At 61.7% G+C, this 19,956-nt stretch carries 11 protein-coding genes and 1 rRNA gene; 9 read left to right on the top strand and 3 right to left on the bottom strand.

The genetic code is table 11. The features are described from left to right. Positions 1 to 184: 184 nt before the first annotated feature. A complete protein-coding gene (locus tag VFV96_17915) occupies positions 185 to 1,567 on the bottom strand; it encodes an MFS transporter (protein HEU5072283.1) in 1,383 nt (460 codons plus the stop codon). A gap of 292 nt (positions 1,568 to 1,859) precedes the next feature. Between VFV96_17915 and VFV96_17910 the strand changes: the two genes are divergently transcribed. The 3 genes from VFV96_17910 (at position 1,860) to VFV96_17900 (ending at position 8,173) form a co-directional block, all read left to right on the top strand. After that, the gene (locus VFV96_17910; GenBank protein HEU5072282.1) at positions 1,860 to 3,164 is read left to right on the top strand and encodes a valine--pyruvate transaminase; all 1,305 of its coding nucleotides are present in this window, start codon (positions 1,860 to 1,862) and stop codon (positions 3,162 to 3,164) included. A gap of 11 nt (positions 3,165 to 3,175) precedes the next feature. Further along, positions 3,176 to 4,444, top strand: coding sequence for a threonine ammonia-lyase (locus VFV96_17905; protein ID HEU5072281.1), 1,269 nt, complete (start codon positions 3,176 to 3,178; stop codon positions 4,442 to 4,444). 84 nt (positions 4,445 to 4,528) lie between these two features. Then, positions 4,529 to 8,173, top strand: a complete 3,645-nt coding sequence (locus VFV96_17900) for a proline dehydrogenase family protein (protein ID HEU5072280.1) — start codon at positions 4,529 to 4,531, stop codon at positions 8,171 to 8,173. Between the two features lie 3 nt (positions 8,174 to 8,176). Here VFV96_17900 and VFV96_17895 read toward each other — a convergent pair whose 3' ends face one another. Beyond that, positions 8,177 to 9,529 (bottom strand): Gfo/Idh/MocA family oxidoreductase, encoded by a 1,353-nt coding sequence (locus tag VFV96_17895; protein HEU5072279.1) that lies wholly within the window; start codon positions 9,527 to 9,529, stop codon positions 8,177 to 8,179. Positions 9,530 to 9,824: 295 nt separating this feature from the next. On the opposite strand from VFV96_17895, the gene VFV96_17890 reads away from it, so the two are divergent. From VFV96_17890 to VFV96_17880, 3 genes are all read left to right on the top strand, one after another. After that, positions 9,825 to 10,316, top strand: a complete 492-nt coding sequence (locus VFV96_17890) for an LURP-one-related family protein (protein HEU5072278.1) — start codon at positions 9,825 to 9,827, stop codon at positions 10,314 to 10,316. Between the two features lie 365 nt (positions 10,317 to 10,681). Further along, a complete protein-coding gene (locus tag VFV96_17885; GenBank protein ID HEU5072277.1) occupies positions 10,682 to 12,814 on the top strand; it encodes a threonine--tRNA ligase in 2,133 nt (710 codons plus the stop codon). Between the two features lie 43 nt (positions 12,815 to 12,857). Further along, on the top strand, positions 12,858 to 15,308 hold the full coding sequence (locus VFV96_17880) for a glycosyl hydrolase (protein HEU5072276.1): 2,451 nt from the start codon (positions 12,858 to 12,860) through the stop codon (positions 15,306 to 15,308). A gap of 267 nt (positions 15,309 to 15,575) precedes the next feature. On the opposite strand, the gene katG is transcribed toward VFV96_17880, so the two are convergent. Next, entirely contained in the window at positions 15,576 to 17,774 is a 2,199-nt protein-coding gene (gene katG / locus VFV96_17875; GenBank protein HEU5072275.1) for a catalase/peroxidase HPI, read from the bottom strand. A 136-nt stretch (positions 17,775 to 17,910) separates the two neighbouring features. Between katG and VFV96_17870 the strand changes: the two genes are divergently transcribed. The 3 genes from VFV96_17870 to VFV96_17860 form a co-directional block, all read left to right on the top strand. Beyond that, positions 17,911 to 18,105, top strand: a complete 195-nt coding sequence (locus tag VFV96_17870; protein HEU5072274.1) for a LysR family transcriptional regulator — start codon at positions 17,911 to 17,913, stop codon at positions 18,103 to 18,105. Next, positions 18,102 to 18,779: a LysR substrate-binding domain-containing protein gene (locus VFV96_17865; GenBank protein ID HEU5072273.1), complete on the top strand. Its 678-nt coding sequence runs from the start codon at positions 18,102 to 18,104 to the stop codon at positions 18,777 to 18,779. Before VFV96_17870 ends, VFV96_17865 begins: the two co-directional genes overlap by 4 nt. Positions 18,780 to 19,501: 722 nt before the next feature. After that, a 16S ribosomal RNA gene (locus VFV96_17860) occupies positions 19,502 to 19,956 on the top strand; the annotation flags it as partial.

The raw sequence follows: 19,956 nt of genomic DNA, 5'->3' as shown, positions 1-19,956 counted from the left end.
CCGCCGGCGCGGCGCGGCGTTATGCGATGCAGTCGCCCTATGCGGATCAGCGCGTGCCGACGTTGTCGTTGACCGCCGGTCAGCCGCAACGCATCACGCTGGAGCCGTTCGAGGTGCTCGTCTTCGACGCACGTCCGGATTGACGCCGGAGGTCATGGCGAAGCGTGCTGAAGCGTGTCCGTGGTCAGCGGGCTGCGCTGGCGGGCTCCACGTGGTTGCGTTTGGCCTTGTCTTTGAAGATGAGGACGAACGCGACGAGGATCAGGGCGGCGAACGCGGCGGGCTTGCCCCACAGTTGCTGCCATTCCAGCGCGCGCAGTTCCGACTGGCGCAACGCCGCCTGGGCGGCGGTTTGTTGTTTGAGGTTTTCCTCCAAGGCGGGCTTGGCGGCGGGATCGGCGCTGGCGATTTGCGCCTGCAGCGCGCTGATCTCGGCACCCTTGGCGGTCACCTGTGCCGCAAACTGCCGGGAGGCGGCCGGCGTGTGCTGCGCCTCCACGTAACCGGCCACCTGCGCGCCAATGGTCATGCCCAGCCCGAGGGTGAACAGCACCAGCATGCCCTGCGCCTGGGCCCGGATTTGTTTGGGCGCAATCCGGTCGGTGTAAATCTGGCCGGTGACGAAGAAGAAGTCGTAGCAGATGCCGTGCAGCGCGATGCCGGCAATGATCATCCAGGTGATGTCGTGCGCGGCGCCGGCGGCGAAGAAGGCATAACGGGTCACCCACGCCAGCATGCCCAGCGCCAGCATCCATTTCACGCCGAGCCGGAGGAAGAAGAGCGGCATGACCAGCATGAAGAAGATTTCCGACATCTGGCCATACGACATGGTCCGGCCAATGGGCAGGCCGGTCATTTCCACCACGCGGCTGGCGATTTGATAATAGAAGGCCAGCGGAATGCAGATCAGCGTGGAGGCAATCATGAAGACCAGATACGACCGGTCCTTGAGCAGCACCCACGCATCCAGACCGAGCACCTGCCGCACGGAAACGGGACCGGTTTCCAACGGCGGCGTATGCGGCAGCGCAAAGCTGAACAGGCCCAGGGCGAGGGCGGCCCCCGCGGTGAGGTAAAACATGTTCACCGTTTTGTCCCAGCCCACCTGCGTCAGCGCGAGGCCGGCCACGATCCAGCCGATGGTTCCCAGCACGCGGATGCCGGGGAACTCCTTTTCGGGGTTGCCCATGTTCCGCATGGCAAGCGTGTTCGTCAGCGCCAGCGTCGGAAAGTAGGTCAGCACGTAGCCGAAGAACACGAGGTTGATGAGCGCGGGCGACGGATGCGCCACCTGCGTGAGCCGCGCGGCCAACAACATGAAACCCGCCCCCAGAAGGTGCATGAAGGCCAGCACGCGTTGCGCCGCAAAAAACCGGTCGGCAATCATGCCGACGATGAACGGCGAGATCATGCCGGCGATGGGGCCGACCGAATACGTCCACGCGATGTCCTTCGCATTGAAGCCGATGGTCGAGAGATAATTGGGCGCGGTCACATACCAGGCCCCCCAGACAAAGAACTGGAGGAACATCATCGACGACAATTGCAGGCGGAGTTGAGGTTTCATGGCAAGGGCGAGGGGACTTCAAGTTTCCGGGCGCAGACCGGCGCAGCGCGGCTGGCCGGAGGGTTGTTCGGCGCGGGACAGGTCCATTGTGTGGCGCCATGACTACTGGGATTTCAGCTCTTGGGAAAGCACGAAACCGTGGCGCGCGCGGGCCGGGGAATCCCACATTTGAGGGATGGAGCGCGGGCGGTGCGCCTGCTAGCTTGCCGGCGGTTAACGGCACCCGCCGCGGCAACCGTTCCGGACACAGCTTGATTTGCGCGGGCGATGCCTGATTCTATTCCGGCCGGCCATGGACAACAGCAGCCACGCGACAGTGTCGTTCGACTTCTCCCCACTGGGTCAAAAACTCACCGGGCACAGCGGCATCCTAGAATTGATGGACGATCTCGGCCGGGCCATGACCATCGAGCCGGACATGCGCATGCTCGGCGGTGGCAACCCGGCGCTGATTCCCGAAATGCAGGCCCTGGTGCGCGAGCGCATGCGCCAGCTCCTCGACGATGGCGACACGTTCGACCGCATGCTGGCCAACTACGATCCCCCGCGCGGCAATCCACGCTTCGTGCGGGCCGTGGCGGAACTCCTGCAACGTGAGTTTGGCTGGGAGGTTGGTCCCCAGAACATCGCCGTGACGTGCGGCGGTCAAAGCGCCTTCTTTTTTCTGTTCAACCTGCTGGGGGGCCGCCTCGCCAACGGCCGCCTGCGCAAAATCCTTTTGCCGCTCGCGCCGGAATACATCGGCTACGCGGACCAGGGCGTGGACCCGGGACTGTTCGTGGCGTGCCGTCCGCACATCGAGTGGCCCGCCGGCCGGGAAGGCGGCACGTTCAAATACCGCATCGATTTCGCCGCGGTTGAAGCCGTCCTGCAACGGGAGGACATCGGCGCCATCGCCGTTTCGCGGCCGACCAACCCGACGGGCAACGTTTTGTCGGATGACGAAGTCGCCCGCCTCGCGGCGCTCGCGGAAAACCACGGCATTCCGCTGATGCTCGACAACGCCTACGGCGCGCCGTTTCCCAACGTGATGTTTGTGCCCGCGCAACCGTATTGGGCGCCGCACGTCATTTTGACCCTGAGCCTTTCCAAGCTCGGCCTGCCCGGCACGCGCACCGGCATCGTGGTGGCGCCCGAAGCCATTGCCACCGCCCTCAGTTCGCTGACCGCCATCGTTGGTCTGGCCAACGGTTCGCTGGGACAGCAACTGGCGCTGCCATGGATTGAGGACGGGCGCATCCTGGAGTTTGGGCCGCGCCTGCTGCGCCCCTTTTACGAGGCCAAAAGCCGGGCGGCACTCGGCTGGGCGCGCGAAGCCTTCACGCGCGCCGGCGTGGAGTGGGCCATTCACGCGAGCGAAGGGGCCTTCTTTCACTGGCTCTGGCTGCCGCGCCTGCGCATCAGCACGCGGGAACTCTACGAACGCCTCAAGGCGCGCAAGGTGCTGACCGTGCCGGGCGAGTATTTCTTCTACGGACTGGACGAGGACTGGCCGCATCAGCGCGAATGCCTGCGCCTCAACTTTTCGCAGCCCGCCGCGACGGTTCGCGAGGGCCTGCACATCATCGCGGAAGAAGCCGGCCGGGCCGGCCGTTGAGCCCATTTTTCATGAGCCTGACCTTGCAAAAAATCGAAGCGGCGGCGCGGCGCCTGCGCGGCAACGTGCTGCTCACGCCCTGCACCTACGCGCGCACCTTGTCCCAGATCACCGGCGCCGAGGTGTATTTGAAGTTCGAGAACCTCCAGTTCACCGCGTCGTTCAAGGAGCGCGGCGCGCTGAACAAACTGCTGAGCCTGACGCCGGCGGAGCAACGGCGCGGGGTCATCGCCATGTCGGCCGGCAATCACGCCCAGGGCGTCGCTTATCACGCCCGGCGGCTGAAGATTCCCGCCGTCATCGTCATGCCGCGGCACACGCCCAACGTGAAGGTGGAGCACACCCGCGGGCATGGTGCCGAGGTCATCCTGCACGGGGACACGTTTGACGAGGCCAGCGAGTTCACGCAGAAACTGGCCCGGCAGCGGCGGCTCACGCTGGTGCATCCGTATGACGACGAATTCGTCATGGCCGGCCAGGGAACCATCGCCCTGGAAATGCTGACGCAGCAGCCGGATCTGGACGTGTTGGTGGTGCCCATTGGCGGCGGTGGTCTCATTGCCGGCATGGCCGTGGCCGCGCGCGGCATCAATCCCAACCTCGAAGTGGTCGGCGTGCAGTCGGATCGCTTTCCGGCGATGTCCCAGATTTTGCAGCGCCAGCCGGTCCAGTGCGAGCGCTACACCATCGCCGAAGGCATCGCGGTGAAGAATCCCGGCCAGCTTACGCGCCGGGTGGTGAAAGACGAGGTCAGTGACATTCTGCTCGTGGGCGAAGGCGAATTGGAAGACGCCGTGCTGATGCTGCTGCAAATCGAGAAGACCGTGGTGGAAGGCGCGGGCGCGTGCGGCCTCGCGGCGCTGCTCAAGTTCAAGCAACGGTTCCGCCACAAAAAGGTCGGGCTCATTCTCTGCGGCGGCAACATCGACCTGCTCGCGCTGTCGTCGGTCATTCAGCGCGGCCTGGTGCGCAACGGTCAGTTGGCGCGCATCCGCGTCGCCACGCGGGACGTGCCCGGCGAACTCGCGCGCGTCAGCGCCTTGATCGGCGCCGGCGGCGGCAACATCATCGAAGTGCACCATCAACGGGCCTTCAGCTCGCAGCCGTTGCAGACGGCGCTCGTTGACTTCATCCTGCAATCCCGGGGCACGGTGCATCTCGCCCAAATCGTCGCCACCTTGCGCGACGCCGGCTATCACGTGGCGTTGCCCGATCGCGATGTGCTCTCGTCGCTGCCTTCCGGCGCCGCCTTGCAGGCGGGGAAGAAGCCACGTTCCTGACGCCGCGCTGTGCGGCCTTCAACTCGTGAACTTTTCACTCCCTCCGTCGCCCTTTTCGTTCGCCGTGAATTCTCCTCATCTCACATGCAAAATCCCGCCGCCGCCCTGACCGCGCTGCTGACTGCCTTTCAAACCGATCCCGCTTCCACCCGGCCGGTGCCGGTGCAAAAGGCGCTGTGGCTCGCACGCCAGTTGCAGGAACGGGCCGCCGCTCTCCAAACGCCGTCCGAGAAACGCCAGCAGGCCGAACTGGACCGGATGCTGCAGACGCCCTCCGACAAGGCCACGCTGGCCATGATGACCGACCAGGCCTTTCGCACGAGCGATCCCGCCCGGGCCGTCGAACATCTCACGCATATTCTCGATGTCCAAGGCGTGCCGCGTTTCTTCGGTCCCATCGATCGCACGTTGATGAAAGGCTTCCAATCCTTCGGCGGCTTCGCGCCTGGCGTGGCGTTGCCGCTGGTGAAGGAGCACATGCAGAAGGAGACGGCGAATGTCATCCTGCCTGGCGAGAAGGAAATGCTGACACATCATCTGGCCGAACGCTCCCGCGAAGGCGTGCGGATGAATGTTAATTTTCTGGGCGAAGCCATCCTCAGCGAGGCGGAGGCGGAACGCCGTCTGCACCAATATCTGCAAGGACTTCAATGGCCGGAGGTGGAAGTCGTCTCCATCAAGATTTCGACGTTGTATTCGCAGATCTCGCCGCTGGCGCGGGAACACACGGTGGCCGTGTTGTGCGACCGGCTCGAGCGGCTCCTCCGCACGGCGCAACGGGCCCGCTTCACGCGGCCGGACGGCACGGTCATGTCCAAGTTCGTTTATCTCGACATGGAGGAATACCGCGACAAGGACCTCACCGCGGCAACCTTCATGCGCACGTTGGAACGGCCCGGCCTGGAAACCGTCCGGGCGGGGATTGCCTTGCAAAGCTACATCCCCGATTCCTTCCGCACGCTGCTTGAACTCCAGGCCTGGGCGCGTCGGCGCGTGGCCGCGGGCGGCGGGCGCATCACGATCCGGCTTGTCAAAGGCGCCAACATGGAGAGCGAACGTGTGGAGGCGTCGTTGCATGACTGGCCACAGGCGCCTTACCAGACCAAGCGGGAAACGGATGCCAACTACAAGCGCATGCTGCACGCGGTGATGCAGCCCGAAAACCTGGCCGCCATGGACGTCGGCGTGGCGTCGCACAATCTGTTTGATCTGGCCTACGGACTCGTCCTCGCGCACGAAGGCAACGCGCTGGACCGGGTGCAGTTCGAGATGCTGGAAGGCATGGCCAACGCCCAGCGCCGTGCGTTGTTTAACTTGTCGCGCAACCTGCTGCTCTATGCGCCGGCCTGCAAAAAGGAGAATTTCATCAACGCCATCGGCTACCTCATCCGGCGGCTCGACGAAAACACCGGCCCGGAAAATTTCCTGCGGCATGCCTTCAAGATCCAGGTGGACAGCGCGGAGTGGCGGCAGTTGGAGCAGGGGTTTCTCGCCGCGTTCGAGGCGATTCCCTCGACGGGCGACGCGCCCCGGCGGCAGCAGGACCGGAATCAGCCGCCGATGCAGCCTGCGCCAATCTCGGAGGGCTGGGAAAAATTTCAAAACGAGCCGGACACGGATTTTGCCCTGCCACAGAACGGCGAATGGGGCCGACAAATCGTGGCGCGCTGGCAACCGCGCTGCGGCGAACAGGCCGTGCCGATTCCGCTCGTTCTGGCGGGCGAGGAAATTTGGGACGGCCGGCCGGTGCGGGAGTGTCTCGATCCTTCGCGGCCCGGCGGGGTGGTGGGCCGCTACCGGCAGGCCACGACCGCCGATGTCGCGCGGGCCGTCGAGTGCGCTGCCGCCGATCCGGACGGGTGGCGCACGCGGCCGGAGCCGGAACGTTTCGCGGCGCTCGGACGGGTGGCCCAGGAACTGCGGATGGCGCGCGGCGATTTGATGGGCGCGGCCATGGCCGACGGCGGCAAGACGCTGTTGGAATCGGATCCCGAAGTGTCCGAGGCCATCGATTTTCTGGAGTTCTACCGCGCCACGGCGCGTTGGTGGCAGCAACAGCCGACGTTACAGGCGCGCCCCAAGGGCGTGGTGGTGGTGGTGCCGCCGTGGAATTTTCCCATCGCCATTCCCTGCGGTGGCGTGGCGGCCGCCCTGGCCGCGGGCAACACGGTCATCATTAAACCGGCATCGGACACGGTGCTGGTGGCTTGGGAATTGTGCCAGTGCTTTTGGCGCGCGGGCATTTCGCGAAACGTGCTCCAGTTCGTCCCGTGCTCCGGTGCCAAGGAAGGCCGTCAGTTGGTCAACCACCCGAAAGTCAATGCCGTGATTCTGACCGGCGGAACCGCCACGGCGCTGACGATGCTGCGCGACAATCCGCGGCTGCAGTTGTTCGCCGAAACGGGCGGCAAGGATGCGACGATTGTGACGGCGGTTTCGGATCGCGACCAGGCCATCAAACACATTCTGCACTCTGCCTTCAGCCACGCGGGGCAGAAGTGTTCCGCCACGTCGCTGCTGCTGTTGCAGGCCGAAGTTTATGACGACCCGGGCTTCCGCCGGTCGCTCTGCGAGGCGGTGCAAAGTTTGGCCGTCGGTTCGGCGTGGGAACTGGACACCAAGATGGGACCGTTGATTCGCCCGCCGGCCGACGATTTGGAAACGGCGCTCAAGGTGCTCGAACCGGGTGAAGAGTGGGCCGTCATGCCGCAACCGGTCGAAGGCAATCCGTGCCTCTGGACGCCGGGTGTGAAATACGGGGTGCAGCCGGGCAGTTACACGCATCTGACGGAGTTCTTCGGTCCTGTGCTGGCCGTGATGCGGTTTGAAAAATTGAGCGAGGCGGTGGCGCTCGTGAACCAGACCGGTTACGGCCTGACCAGCGGGCTGGAGAGCCTCGATGAACGCGAGTGGGATTACTGGCGGGAGCACATTCGCGCCGGCAACCTTTACATCAACCGCGTCACCACGGGGGCCATCGTGCTGCGCCAGCCGTTTGGCGGCATGGGCAAGTCCGGCTTCGGTCCGGGCATGAAGGCTGGCGGCCCCAACTACGTCGCGCAATTCATGGATTTCACGGACGTGCCGGCGCCCGTGGTGGAAGCACTTCCAACCCGGCCGACGCTGGCCGCGGTCGCAGCAGGCCTGCGCGCGGCAAAACATCCCGCAGCGGATGCCATCATTGCGGCCTTGCAGAGCTACGAACGGAACGTCGCCGAGGAATTTGGCGTCGCACACGATCACTTCCGGCTGGTGGGGCAGGACAACGTCCGGCGTTACCTGTCCGTGGGCAGCGTGCGTGTGCGCGTGCATGCCGACGACACGGCCTTCGAGTTGTTTGGCCGGGCGGGTGCGGCCCACGCCGCGGGCTGTCACGTGGTGATCAGCGTGCCGCCGCAGTTGAATTCGCCGCTTGTCGAGCGGCTCGAGGAGCTCACCGAATCATGGGCGGCGGCCATTGAGTTTGTGGAGGAAACGGACGCGCAACTGGCTGAGGTAATTCGCGCCGGACAAACCGACCGGGTGCGCTACGCGGCGCCGGCGCGGGTGCCGGAGGAAGTCCTCCACGCCGGCAACGAAGCCAACGGATGCATCGTCAGCGTGCCCGTGTCGGCCGAGGGCCGCTTGGAACTGCTCTGGTATGTGCGCGAGCAAAGCATCAGCACGGATTACCATCGCTACGGGAACCTGGGTGTGCGTGCCGATGAACCGCGCGCAGCGGTGCTGTAAGCGTCACACCTTCGGTTCCCAGCCGGGTTCGTAGGTGCGGCGCCAGAGTTTCATGGCTTCGGCATCGTTCAAAATGTGCCCGTTCGCCGGATCGCAATGCAGTTCCCGTCCGACGCGCCACGCGATGTTCGCCAGATGCAGCAGCGTCACGCTTTTGTGGCCCTCGACGATCGGGCAGGTGACCGGTGTGCCGTTGCGGACGGCGTCAATGAAGTTGGTGACGTGCAGCAAATCGAGCTTGAGCCCGCTGGCGCTGACGGTGTTGGTCGGGTCCACCGCCTCGTTGCCGGTCGCCTTTTTCACCACCTTCCGCTTGTTGTCGTAAATCGTGTAGCTGTTGCCGTCAATCAATGCCGTGCCCTCGCTGCCGTAAACCAGCACGCCGCGCGCAAGCCCTTCCACCGGGTAATCGTTGCAACTGCGCCCCTCCCAGCACATCGTTTTGCCCTCGGCAAAATCCCAGCTCAAGGTCTCTGTGTCCGGCGTCTCCCAATCATCCTGGAACGCATAGCGTCCGCCATTGGATGAGACGCGCACGGGCCAGTTCAAGTTCAGGGCCCAGCGGCAGACGTCCACTTCATGCGTGCCGTTGTTCAAGGCTTCGCCGGTGCCCCAATGCCAGAACCAGTGCCAGTTGTAATGAATCAAGTTGTCCCGGTAGGGCCGGCGCGGGGCCGGTCCCTGCCACAGCTCGTAATCCAGCCAGCCCGGCACCGGCGCCGGCTTGCCGTGGCCGATCGAGCCGCGGTTGTTCGCATACCAGGTCCGGCCAAAATACGTTTTGCCGATCAGCCCCCCGTGGATTTCCTTGATGATGTGCCGCACGTTCGGAAAAGAACGGCGTTGCGCGCCCATCTGCACCACGCGTTGATATTTGTCCACCGCCGCGGACAGGAGTTCGCCCTCGTAGGGGTTGTGGCTGCACGGTTTTTCCAGGTAAACGTGCTTGCCCGCTGCCAGCGCCAGGATGGCCATGGGCGTGTGCCAATGGTCCGGCGTCGCGATGCTGACCGCGTCCAGCGCGGGATCTTCCAGGGCACGGCGAAAATCTTTAAGCCCCTTGGCTTCGGCTTTTTGATGCCGGCCGGCTGTTTTGAGGCCCTTGGCAATGGCGCGGTCATCCACGTCGCAAACGTAGGCGACCTCGACGCCCGGAATGGCGGTCAGGCATTCGATGTGGGCAAGCCCGCGACCGTTGGTCCCGATGACGGCCACGCGCAACGTGTCGTTCGGCCCGAACTTGCGCGCCGGTTTCGGTTCCGCGCCGAATGCATTGAGGGTTCCGGCCAGGCCGAGTCCAACCCCCGCCACTGTTGTTTGTTTGAGAAAACTCCGCCGGTTAATTGCTTGATTCATGGCATTGAGCTGGGTTGAACGATGCGTCCTCCCGTCGTGCGCGCGTCGAGCGACGCTGTGAAAACGGCGGCCAAGGCAGCGCGTCCGCGGGATTGGGCATGTGCGGCCAGATACCAAAGCCGTGCGCCCGAGGCACGCGCAAACTTCGGTGGCCGCGCCCGCGAACCGCCGGCGAACGCCGGCTAGAAGCGCTCGAATCCGGTCCGGCCGGCATTGCGGCATCGGCCCGGGACCGGTGGGCGATCCTGCCAATTTGACTGTCGCCGCGGGAATTTGGGGCTAACCTTTCGCCACCATGCGCTACGTGATGAAGCAAAAGCTGTTTTGCTGGGGCGACGATTTTCGCATCAAGAACGAGGCTGGCGAGGACGTGTTCTTCGTGGACGGACGCGCCTTCAGCTTCGGGAACAAACTTTCCTTCCAGGACTTGAACGGCACCGAACTGGCCTTCATCCGGCAGAAACTCCTGTCGTGGGGGCCGACTTACGAGATCACGCGCGGCGATGAACTGCTGGCGGTGGTGAAGAAACACCTGTTCACGTTCTTCCGCTGCTCGTTTACGGTGGATGTGCCCGGGCCGGACGATCTCGAGGCGCAGGGCAGTTTCATGGACATGGAATACACCTTCGAACGCGGCGGCCGCACGGTGGCCGAGGTTTCCAAACGCTGGTTCGCGTGGAACGACACCTACGGCGTGGACATCGCGGACGGCGAGGACGACGTGCTGATCCTCGCGGCCACGGTCGTCATCGACATGGTTTGCCACGCGGACAACAAGCGACATTAGCCGTGGAGCGCCGACGTTTCGTCGGCTTAAACCCACCCGCAAGCCGGCAGGGTGGTTGCGATTTGCGTCCGCCCAAAGCCGGTCGGGAGACCGGCGCTCCGATGGCGCACAGAGAATCGAATTGCCAATAACCGCGGGCTTTCCTAGCTTTCCACCTGTGTTCAGCCGTTCTGAAACGACGACGATTTAGCGTTCATCGCCCGCCGCGATGAACGCCAACGCCTCCCACCATCCGTGCGAGGCGTTTTTGTTTACGGAAATGAACCGCAGAGACACAGAGACACAGAGGAATTTGGAAATCAGGAACCCAGGAAAGCCTTTTCTGCTCCGCGCCTCTGCGCCTCCGCGGTAAAAAAATGAGATATATGGCCGAAGAAAATCAACTACCGAACGCCGACCGCAAGACGCTCGACCAGCGCAACCAGATGACCGAGCTGGAGCGCATCCGCCACTCCTGCGCGCACGTCATGGCCACCGCCATCCTGCGCCTGTGGCCGGACGCGCAATTCGCCTACGGCCCGCCCGTCGAGAACGGCTTTTACTACGACCTCGAATGCTCCCACCGCATCTCGCCCGAGGACTTCGAGAAGATCGAGGCGGAGATGAAGAAGGAGATCAAGGCGAACAACGTTTTCGAGAAAAGTGAAGTCACCCGCGATCAGGCGATCAAGGACGCTGAGAGCGGTCGGTTGGGCGGACTGGCCGAGCGTCCCGGCAATGCCTCGAAGTTCAAACTGGATTTGCTGAAGCAGATTCCCGAGGGCGAGCCGATCTCCTACTACAAGAACGGCGATTTCATCGACCTCTGCGCCGGGCCGCACGTGATGCGCACGGGCAACATCGGTGCGTTCAAGCTCACCAGTGTGGCCGCCGCGTATTACAAGGGCGACGAAAAAGGCCCGCAGCTCCAGCGCATCTACGGCACGGCGTTCAAGAACAAGACGCAGCTCGACGAATATTTCAAAATGATCGAGGAGGCCAAGCGCCGCGACCATCGCAAGATCGGCGCGGAGATGGGTCTGTTCGCGATTGACACCGAATACGTCGGGCCGGGCATGCCGCTGTGGCTGCCCAAGGGCACGATTCTCGTTGAGGAACTGGAAAAGCTGGCCAAGGAAACCGAATTCGCCGCCGGCTACGTCCGCGTGAAAACGCCGCATCTTGCGCGGGAGAAAATGTATTTAACTTCCGGGCATCTGCCGTATTACGCGGACTCAATGTTTCCGCCAATCGAATTCCGTGAATCCAGTCTTCCCGCAGAAATTCGTGAAGTGGAAAAAACTCTCCATGAAGCGGCGGAAGAAAAAAAGGACATTGAAATCGACAAAGAGGAAGTCTGGATTCTGGACCATCTCGAAAAGTTGAAACCAACTTTGCCCAGTGGCATCAGGCTTCATGAAAAAGTGGCGCTGTTTATGAAATCGCTTCCGGCAGAAAAACAGCAGGAAGCAATGCTGATGGGCATGGAACGACTTTACGTTCAACTCGGCCAGCTTTTGACGAAAGATAAGTTGCAGGCAAAGCTTCCGCCCCTTGAGCGCTATTACCTCAAAGCGATGAACTGCCCGCATCATCACCGCATCTTTGCGGCTGAGCCGCGCAGTTATCGCGACCTGCCGTTGCGCCTCGCGGAATACGGCTGCTGCTATCGCTACGAGCAGAGCGGCGAGTTGTTCGGCCTCATGCGCGTGCGTTCGCTCAACATGAACGACGCCCACATCTATTGCACCGAGGAGCAGTTCGCCGATGAGTTCCGCGCCGTGAACGACATGTATCTGAAATATTTCAAGACGTTCGGTCTCGAAAAATATCAGATGCGCTTCAGCACGTCGTCGCCAGACGGCTTGGGCAAGAAATACGTCAACGAGCCGGAGCTGTGGAAAAAGACTGAGGACATGGTGCGGCAGGTGTTGATCGAGTCCGGCATCAATTACGTGGAGGTCGCCAACGAGGCGGCGTTCTACGGGCCAAAGATTGACGTGCAGGTGTGGAGCGCCATCGGCCGCGAATTCACCATCGCCACCAACCAGGTGGACTTCGCCGTGCCGACGCGCTTCGGCCTGACCTATCGCGACAAGGACAATTCCAACAAGACGCCGCTGTGCATCCATCGCGCGCCGCTCGGCACGCATGAACGCTTCATCGGCTTCCTCATCGAACATTACGCCGGCAACTTCCCGCTCTGGCTCGCGCCGGATCAGGTGCGCGTCATCACGCTCAACGACGACGAAGCGCTCATCAACTACGCCAAGCCCATCGTGGCCGAACTCCGCGCGAACATGGTGCGCGTGGATGCGGATTTCAGCGCCACGCCGTTCAAAGCCAAGATCGCCGACGCGGAAAAATTGCGTGTCCACACCATGCTCATCATCGGCGGCAAAGACATGGAAGCCGGCGCGGTGAGCGTCCGCCTCCACCACGGCGGCCCGCAAGGCGCGAAGCCGAAGGCGGAAGTCATCGCGAACATTCTGGCGGACATCAAGGAACGGAAGGCGTAATCCAACAGTTGTCCGGATTCTTCACGGCGCATATCCTGACGATATGCGCCTCTTTTGTTTGCTGTTGATCGCCTGTATTGCCTGTGCCCGCGGCGATGAACTCGAATCACGCTTCGAGCATCCACCGGAATCCGCCAAGCCCGGCGTGTTGTGGATGTGGATGGGGAGCAACATCAACAGCAACGGCATCACGCGCGATCTGGAGGCTTTGCGGGACGCCGGTTTCGGCAGCGCGACGATGTTCAGTCTCGCGGATTCCTGCACGCCGTGGGCGCGCGCCATCTCAAACGCTCCTTCGCCCGGAGCCGTAACTTTCACCGAACCGTGGTGGCGACTGGTGCGCCACGCGGCGGCGGACGCACGGCGGTTGGGAATCGATTTTGGCGTTCATAATTGCGCCGGTTACGAGAGCAGCGGCGGGCCGTGGATCACGCCGGAACTTTCGATGCAGGAAATCGTCTGGTCGGAAACGCAAGTCAGCGGCGGAACGAGTTTTTCGGGCGAGCTTCCGCGTGCCAGGCCTGACCTGCATTCACGGATGCAATTCCCGTTGTGGAATCCGACCAACGGCAAACTCGAAAAGCCGGAGGTTCCGGCGCGGCAGGAATTTTATCGCGATGTCGCGGTGCTGGCATTGCCAGCCAGCGGAATCGTTGGCCGCGCGGACGTCGTTGATCTTTCGTCCAAACTGTCCGCCGATGGAAAGCTGGATTGGGCTGTGCCGCCGGGCGATTGGATCATCTACCGTTTCGGGCGCACGACGATGGGCACGCTGCTGCAACCGGCGCAGTGGGAAGCCATCGGGTTGGAGTGTGACAAGATGAGCCAAGCGGCGGTGGAGTTCCACATGGATCACATCATCAGCGCGGCGAAGCAGCAGCTCGGCGATCTCGTCGGCAACGGATTCAACTATTACCACTTTGACAGTTACGAGGCCGGCACGCCCGGCTGGACGCCGAAGATGCGCGAGGAATTCGCCGCGCGGCGTGGTTACGACCTGACTGCGTTCCTGCCGACGCTGGCCAAGCGCGTGGTTGGCAGCGCGGCGGAGACGAAAAAGTTCCAGGAGGATTTCAACCAGACCATTCGCGACCTGTATCGCGAAAATTATTTTCCGGTCATCCAGCGCAAGTTGCGGAAGGCCGGGTTGAAATTCATGTGCGAACCTTACGGCGGCCCATGGAACATCACCGACGTCGTGCCACACGTGGACCGCATCGTAACGGAGTTCTGGACCGCGAAGGGAAGCTACAGCCCTTACGAACTCGCGCCGACGGTGGCGGCGGTGCGCGCGGCGGGTCGCAACCTGATCGAAGCGGAGGCTTACACCGGCGGGCCGGGCGACAGCCGGTGGACGGAGACACCCGCGTGGTTGAAGCCCATCGGCGACGCGGCGTTTTGCGACGGCGTGAACCGCATGTTGCTGCACCGCTTCACCCACCAGCCGTTCGACGAGCGCTGGCAGCCGGGCATGGTCATGGGCCAGTGGGGCACGCATTTCGACCGCACGCAGACGTGGTGGGAACAGGGCAAGGCGTGGGTGCGCTACCTCACGCGCTGTCAGGCCCTGCTGCAATGGGGTGAAATTGCCACGAACGATTTCGCGTCCACCAACCGCAGCGAACGTTTACAGTTGAAAAGCATTCACCGCCGAGATGGAACGAGCGATGTTTACTTCATCGCCAACCTCTCGACGAACAGCGGCTCGGCGCTGGCGACGTTTGGCGTGACCGGCAAACAGCCCGAGCTTTGGAATCCCGTGACCGGCGCAAGGCGCGACCTGCCGGAGTTTGAAGTTCGCGACGGAAAAACGCTCGTGCCACTGGCATTCGCGGCGGCGGAAAGTTGTTTCGTGGTGTTCCGCAAGCTGCCGATCTTCCAAACGCGGCCGCCCAAGAATTTCCCCGCCTGCAAAACCACCGGTGAACTCACCGGCGCGTGGGCGGTGAGCTTCGACCCGAAGTGGGGCGGGCCTGAGCGGGTGACGTTCGAACAACTCGACGACTGGTCGAAGCGGCCCGAGCCGGGCATCAAGTTTTACAGCGGCACGGCGGTTTACACGAAAACGTTTGACCTCCCGACTACAGTTGCGGGAACGGGAAAACTTTTTCTCGACCTGGGCGTGGTGCGCGAACTTGCCGAAGTGCGGCTGAACGGAAAAGATTTGGGCGTCGTCTGGACTGCACCGTGGCGGGTGGATATCAGCGCCGCCGTCAAACCAAGGGGCAATCGTCTCGAAATCAAGGTGGTCAACGTCTGGGCGAACCGGTTGATTGGTGACGAGCAAGAGCCGGCCGATTGCGAATGGAACCAAGGCGATCAAGGCCACGGCGGTCCGCTCAAAGCATTTCCCGACTGGTTTATCAAGGGTCAGCCGCGCCCCTCGCATGGCCGGTATACTTTTACGACGTGGAATTATTTCACCAAAGATTCACAGCTCGTTCCGGCCGGCCTGCTTGGGCCGGTGACGTTGACGGCAGAAACAAACAATTAAATTCAATCTCGCCTCCACCACGGCGGCACATGAGGCGCGAAGCCGAAGGCGGAAGTCATCGCGCAGATTCTGGCGGACATCAGGGAATTGAGGGCGTAGCAAGCGTCCGCACACAAACTGTCTGCTGTGTCGCAGGCTGGCAACCTGCCGGTCGGTGATTCGCCGACCGCCCGTCGGCGGTGAAGGAAGCAGACTGTTTGCGCTACAAATAAAACGACCCGCAGGTCAACGCCTGCGGGCCGCTGTGTTTCTGCAACCGTCAATTGATTATTCGAGATCGAAGCGGTCCAGGTTCATCACCTTGGACCAGGCGGCCACGAAGTCATGCACCAGTTTCGCTTCACCGTCGGCTGATCCGTAAACTTCGGCCACCGCCCGCAGGCGCGAGTCGGCGCCGAAGACCAGGTCCACGCGCGTGGCGCTCCACTTGAGTTCGCCGGTCTTGCGGTCGCGGCCTTCGAACTGGGTGCCGTGCTCGTCGAGACGTTTCCATTCCGTGCCCATGTCGAGCAGGTTGATGAAGAAGTCGTTGGTCAGCGCGCCGGGATGTTTGGTGAACACACCGTGCGGGCTGCCGCCGAAGTTGGCGCCGAGCGCGCGCAGCCCGCCGACCAAGGCCGTCATTTCAGGCGCGGTGAGCGTCAGCAACTGCGCCTTGTCCAGCAGCAGGTATTCGGCGGGGACGCTGTATTTGCCCTTCACGTAGTTGCGGAAGCCATCCGCTGCCGGTTCGAGCACGGCGAAGGATTCCACGTCGGTCTGCTCCGGCGTGGCATCCATGCGGCCAGGCGTGAATGGCACGGTGACGGTGTGCCCCGCCTTCTTTGCGGCCTGTTCCACGGCGGCGCAACCGCCGAGCATGATGAGGTCCGCCAGCGAGACTTTCTTGCCGCCGGCAGCCGTGCGGTTGAATTCAGTTTGAATGCCCTCCAATGCACCCAGCACCCTGGACAGTTGGGCGGGCTGATTGACTTCCCAGAATTTTTGCGGCGCCAGGCGGATGCGGGCGCCGTTTGCGCCGCCGCGCTTGTCGGAGCCACGGAACGTCGAGGCGGCCGACCACGCGGTGTAAACCAGTTCCGCAACGGTCAAACCGGAGGTAAGAATATTGGCCTTGAGCGCGACAATGTCCGGCGCATCCACCAGCGGATGATTCACCGCCGGAATTGGATCCTGCCAGATCAGTTCCTCCTTCGGCACTTCGGGGCCGATGTAGCGGGCGCGGGGGCCCATGTCGCGGTGCGTGAGCTTGAACCAGGCGCGGGCAAAGGCGTCGGCGAACTGCTCGGGATGTTCGAGAAACCGGCGCGAGGTTTTTTCGTAAGCTGGATCGAAGCGCAACGACAGATCCGTGGTCAGCATTGTGGGCACATGCTTCTTTGACGAGTCATGGGCGTCGGGAATGGTGGCGTCTGCGCCCTTGGCGATCCACTGATGCGCGCCGGCCGGGCTCTTGGTCAACACCCACTCGTATTTGAACAGGTTTTCGAAAAAGAAATTGCTCCACTGCGTGGGCGTCTGGGTCCACGTAACTTCGAGGCCGCTGGTAATGGTGTCGCCGCCCTTGCCGGAACCGTAAGTGCTCTTCCAGCCGAGCCCCTGCTGCTCCAACGGGGCGGCTTCCACATTGGCGCCGACATGTGAGGCGGGCCCCGCGCCGTGGGTCTTGCCGAAGGTGTGGCCGCCCGCGATGAGCGCCACGGTTTCCTCGTCGTTCATCGCCATGCGACGGAAGGTTTCGCGGATGTCGCGCGCGGCCGCCACCGGATCGGGATTGCCGTTGGGGCCTTCGGGGTTCACATAAATGAGGCCCATCTGCACTGCGGCCAGCGGGTTTTCAAGCTGGCGGTCGCCGGAGTAGCGTTTGTCGTCGAGCCACTTGGTCTCCTTACCCCAATACACATCCTGGTCGGGTTCCCAAGTGTCTTCCCGGCCGCCGGCAAAGCCGAAGGTTTTGAAGCCCATGGTTTCGAGGGCGACATTGCCGGCGAGAATCAGCAGATCGGCCCAGGAAATCTTGCGGCCGTATTTCTGCTTGATCGGCCAGAGCAGGCGACGCGCCTTGTCGAGACTGACATTATCCGGCCAGCTGTTGAGCGGAGCAAAGCGTTGCTGGCCGCGCCCACCGCCGCCACGGCCATCGCTAATGCGGTAGGTGCCGGCGCTGTGCCAGGCCATGCGGATGAACAGTGGGCCGTAGTGACCGAAGTCGGCGGGCCACCAGTCCTGCGAATCCGTCATGAGGGCTGCGAGATCCTTCTTCAAGGCCGCGTAGTCGAGGCTTTGAAACTCCTTCGCGTAGTCGAAGGCGGGCTCCATCGGATTCGATTTGGCGGAGTGCTGGTGAAGCATTTCCAGCGGCAGGGCGTTGGGCCACCAGTCGCGGTTCGCGGTGCCAGCGCCGGCGGGAACGGCCCCGGAGAAACCGGCGCCTTGATGAAACGGGCATTTGGATTCGGATGACATAAACTTCCTGATGGGTGCGATTGATTAACTTCGGTTTGATCGGATGTGTGCTGCGAATTTACCCCAGTCAACCAGTCCGGGAGCCATTGTTGAAATACTTTTTTTTCTGTCGTTACGATAGGCGCTGCCTATGGAAATGCAGCAGCTCCGTTATGTCGTGGCCGTGGCGCGCACCGGCAATTTCTCCCGCGCCGCCGAGCAATGCCACGTCGCCCAGCCGTCGCTCAGCCAGCAGATCATGAAATTGGAAGAAGAACTGGGCGAACGGCTCTTCGACCGCCTGAAGCGCGAGGTGAAACTCACCGCGCATGGGGAGGCGTTTCTGCGGTGAAGATTCTGGAGGAAGTGGACGCGGCCAAGCGGGAGGCTTCCGATGCGCAGAGTCTGTTGCGAGGGGCGTTGAACATTGGGGTATTGCCAACGATCGCGCCTTATCTGTTGCCGGACTTGCTGACCCGCTTTGCGAGCAAATACTCGGGGGTGGAAATCGTCGTGCAGGAAGATACAACGGCACGTTTGTTGAAAATGGCGCTCACGTGCGAGATTGACTTGCTGCTGGCCAGCCGCCCGATTCCTGACAGACGGTTTGAAGTGCGCGATTTGTTTTCGGAAGAATTGCTGCTGGCTTTGCTTCCTGGCCATCCGCTTGGTCGGAAACGATTCATCGATCCGGCTGCAATTTCTCGGGAGCGATTGATTGTCATGAAAGAGGGCCATTGCCTGGGCGATCAGGTTTTGGGCTTTTGTGACCGGCGCAATGTGCACCCGCCGATCAGTTTGCGGAGCGCTCAACTTGAGACGATCCAGGCTCTAGTCTGTTCCGGGCTGGGTATATCTCTCATCCCGGCGATGGCGGCCCACGATTCTGGGGATAATGTGGTGGAATACCGCTCGTTATCGGCGCCCAGACCGGAACGAAAAATTGTGGCAACTTGGCCCAAACAGCGTCCTCCGGGGCGGGCAGCGGCCGAGCTTTTAAAGTTGATGATGGAGAGTCCCCGTTAGGGCATCGTCGCCAGAGTTGCTTACTCTCCGACCGCCCGGCAGGAGCGATTAAACGTTTCAGACTTCGCTTCTAGTTGGAGTGAACGAGGTGGTTCAAAACGGACGGAGCATTTGGTGATCGGCATCGTCCCTTTAAAGTGCACATGGCTCATTTTATGGGCGTCTGGGTGGTGTGCAGCGAATTACGCACTGAGGCCTTGTGGCTGACAGATCGAAAACACGGCGAGTGGGCTTGATCCGCAGCAACAAGAGCCGGTAAAGCTTGAAGGATGTGCTAACGTAAGTTTGGGCGTGCAAACAGGGACGGGCCGTGGAATCGCGGGTAAGTCATGAGAGATGAGATGGTTTCAGAATCGGTGGAAAAATAAAAAATGCTCTTGCAACCGCTCTGCACTGCAATAAGCTGACGCCGTTCTGTGAGGGAGATAAAAGAGCCGGCCGGAGGAAAAAAAGCTAAAAAAAGTTTTTGACACTCTGCGGTGAATTTGTAAGATTAAGCGCGTAAGTTAAAGGCATAGCCGCTGACTTAAAATTTTTGCCAGCGACTTAAATTTTTGTCCCCTGAATCGGGGGTAGACTTTGACGCAAGTGCGTCATGTTCCTTGAAAATTGAATTGTGCGATAAGTGAGAGCCCCTAAGGCAAACAATTAATTTTGTCTGCATAGGTGAAAATCATTGCGTAAGCCGCATGTTTAAATGCGGTTGAATCAAACAAAACTATTAAACGGAGAGTTTGATTCTGGCTCAGAACGAACGCTGGCGGCGTGGATAAGACATGCAAGTGGGACGCTAATCAGTGAATAGCAATATTTGCTGGTTGGAGTCGCGTAAGGGTGCGTAACACGTGGGTAATTTGCCGCGAAGTTTGGAATAACCTGCCGAAAGGCAAGCTAATACCGAATGTAAATTGAACTAGGCATCTAATTCAATTCAAAGCCGGGGATCGTAAGACCTGGCGCTTCGCGATAAGCCCGCGGCCTATCAGCTAGTTGGTGGGGTAACGGCTCACCAAGGCTACGACGGGTAGCTGGTCTTAGAGGACGACCAGCCACACTGGAACTGAGACACGGTCCAGACACCTACGGGTGGCAGCAGTCGAGAATTTTTCACAATGGGGGAAACCCTGATGGAGCGACGCCGCGTGGGGGATGAATGGCTTCGGCCCGTAAACCCCTG

The organism is Verrucomicrobiia bacterium (genome assembly GCA_035765895.1).
Classification (GTDB): Bacteria; Verrucomicrobiota; Verrucomicrobiia; order Limisphaerales; family DSYF01; genus DSYF01.
The sequence above is the reverse complement of the archived record's forward strand: the minus strand, read 5'-3'. Positions and strand labels throughout refer to the sequence as shown.

Bases quoted from the DNA above. Each gene is read 5' to 3' on its own strand.
- VFV96_17895 (HEU5072279.1), bottom strand. From the start codon at position 9,529: ATGAATCAAGCAATTAACCGGCGGAGTTTTCTCAAACAAACAACAGTG.
- VFV96_17905 (HEU5072281.1), top strand. From the start codon at position 3,176: ATGAGCCTGACCTTGCAAAAAATCGAAGCGGCGGCGCGGCGCCTGCGC.
- VFV96_17870 (HEU5072274.1), top strand. From the start codon at position 17,911: ATGCAGCAGCTCCGTTATGTCGTGGCCGTGGCGCGCACCGGCAATTTC.
- VFV96_17910 (HEU5072282.1), top strand. From the start codon at position 1,860: ATGGACAACAGCAGCCACGCGACAGTGTCGTTCGACTTCTCCCCACTG.
- VFV96_17880 (HEU5072276.1), top strand. From the start codon at position 12,858: ATGCGCCTCTTTTGTTTGCTGTTGATCGCCTGTATTGCCTGTGCCCGC.
- VFV96_17890 (HEU5072278.1), top strand. From the start codon at position 9,825: ATGCGCTACGTGATGAAGCAAAAGCTGTTTTGCTGGGGCGACGATTTT.
- katG (HEU5072275.1), bottom strand. From the start codon at position 17,774: ATGTCATCCGAATCCAAATGCCCGTTTCATCAAGGCGCCGGTTTCTCC.
- VFV96_17915 (HEU5072283.1), bottom strand. From the start codon at position 1,567: ATGAAACCTCAACTCCGCCTGCAATTGTCGTCGATGATGTTCCTCCAG.
- VFV96_17900 (HEU5072280.1), top strand. From the start codon at position 4,529: ATGCAAAATCCCGCCGCCGCCCTGACCGCGCTGCTGACTGCCTTTCAA.
- VFV96_17885 (HEU5072277.1), top strand. From the start codon at position 10,682: ATGGCCGAAGAAAATCAACTACCGAACGCCGACCGCAAGACGCTCGAC.